The sequence below is a fragment of the Micromonospora sp. NPDC003776 genome, assembly GCF_053605645.1.
In genome coordinates, this window is sequence record NZ_JBSGJR010000863.1 from 1 (window position 1) to 1,918 (window position 1,918).

Here is a 1,918-nt window from a genome sequence, read left to right on the forward strand (position 1 = left end):
GCCGGTCCGGCCCCGATGGTGCCGGGACCGGCCGGTCCGGTGGGTGGTCCGGTGCCTAGCGGGCCGCCGCCAGTGCCCGCAACGCGGTCTGCACCATGAGGCGTACGCCGACCGGGATGGCCCGCTCGTCCACGTCGAACGAGGCCCGGTGCAGGTCCACGTTGGGCCCGTTCCGGCCGACCCCGAGGCGGGCGAGCGCGCCCGGCACGTGCTCCAGGTACCAGGAGAAGTCCTCGCCGCCCATGCTCTGCGGGGTCTCGGCGATCCCCTCAGGGCCGAGGGCGGCGGCGGTGGCGGCGGTGAGCACGCCGATCGCCCGGGCGTCGTTGGTGACCGGCGGCCGGCCACGCAGGTACTCCAGGTCCACGGTGGCCCCGGTCGGCGCGATGACGTCGCGAACCACCTGAGCCACGATCTTCGGGGCCTGGTCCCAGGTGTCGCGGTCCATCACCCGCAGGGTGCCGGCGGCGCACGCCTCGGACGGGATGACGTTGTAGCGGGTGCCGGCCGAGGCGTGGCCGAACACCAGCAGCAGCCCGCTGTTGGCCGGCACCCGGCGGCTGACCAGGGTCGGCACCTCGGTGACCAGCCGGCCGAGGGCGTCGACCAGGTCGACCGTCAGGTGCGGCCGGGCGGTGTGCCCACCGGGGCCGGTGAGCCGGACGGTCACGTTGTCGGCCGCCGCGGTGATCGGGCCGACCCGCAGGCCGACCTTGCCGACCGGCAGGTTCGGGTCGCAGTGGACGGCGAAGATCTGCACCACGTCGTCCAGGCCACCGGCCTCGATGACCTCCAGCGAGCCGCAGGGCAGGATCTCCTCGGCCGGCTGGAAGATGAGCCGGACCCGGCCGTCGAGCTGGCCGAGGTCGGCGAGCTGGGCCAGCAGCATGCCGACCCCGAGCATCACGGTGGTGTGCACGTCGTGCCCGCAGGCGTGGCAGACCCCGTCCACCGTGGACCGGTACGGCACGTCCTTCGGGTCGGTCAGCGGCAGCGCGTCGATGTCGGCGCGGAGCGCGATCACCGGGCCGTCCGGGCGGCCGTCGATGTCGCAGATGACGCCGTTGCCCTTGGGGAGCAGGCGCGGGTTCAGCCCGGCGAGGGAGAGTTCCCGGTGGATCAGGGCGGCCGTCTCGAACTCCTCGCCCGACAGCTCCGGGTGGGAGTGGATGTGACGGCGGGTGGCGATGAGCCCGGGTACCCGGAGGGCGAGCAGGTGGTCCAGCTCGAAGGGCAGGGGTTGGGACCCGGATGGCGTCTCCGGCCAGGACGACGCCAGCGGGCTGCTGGAAGGCAGCGTCAACGCACTCGTCACGTCGAATTCTCGATCACTAGAGATGGATGGATCTTCAGGGAGAACAGCAGACAGCCTAGACCTTCGGCGGTGACGCTGTGCAACATCTTTCGGGTAGCGGTCGGACCGCGCAGCGTCACGAATGCCCTGGTGGGAGGGCTCGAATATCTGCGGGACAGCAGGTAGATCGGGGTTGAGCGCCGTCATCTGTCCCACACCTCCTACAACGCGTAACCGATTCAGCGGTCACAAATCTCGGGCCATCGTTCCGAATTGTCGCATTAGTCGGGGCAATTAACTGCCGCTCCGACAATTGCGCGACAACGTTCGGCTGCCGGGAGACTCCCGACGGTGACATGTGGGCCCGAACTGCGACCGCACACGCTGTCCGTCCCGATCACCCGATCGGGTTACCCGCATTCCCGATCCGCACACGTGCCCCGGCGGCGGGCCGCACTGCCCGGGACCGGGAACCAGGCCGGGCGGCGTCGCCCGCATGGCGGGGAGACCATCGACTGTACGCCCGCGCGGAGCCCGGCGACGAGCCCATCCGCCCAGCTCAGGGGTCACCCGTAACGACGGCGGCGGCCCGCGCCGGGCACCGGGGAAGGTGCCGGCGCGGGC

1 protein-coding gene is annotated in these 1,918 nt (G+C 71.6%); it reads right to left on the reverse strand.

From position 1 onward, the window contains the following. Positions 1-55: 55 nt before the first annotated feature. Complete coding sequence (locus ACWEVO_RS35840; protein WP_452311835.1) at positions 56-1,315, reverse strand: amidohydrolase; 1,260 nt, start codon at positions 1,313-1,315, stop codon at positions 56-58. Between the last annotated feature and the right edge of the window lie 603 nt (positions 1,316-1,918).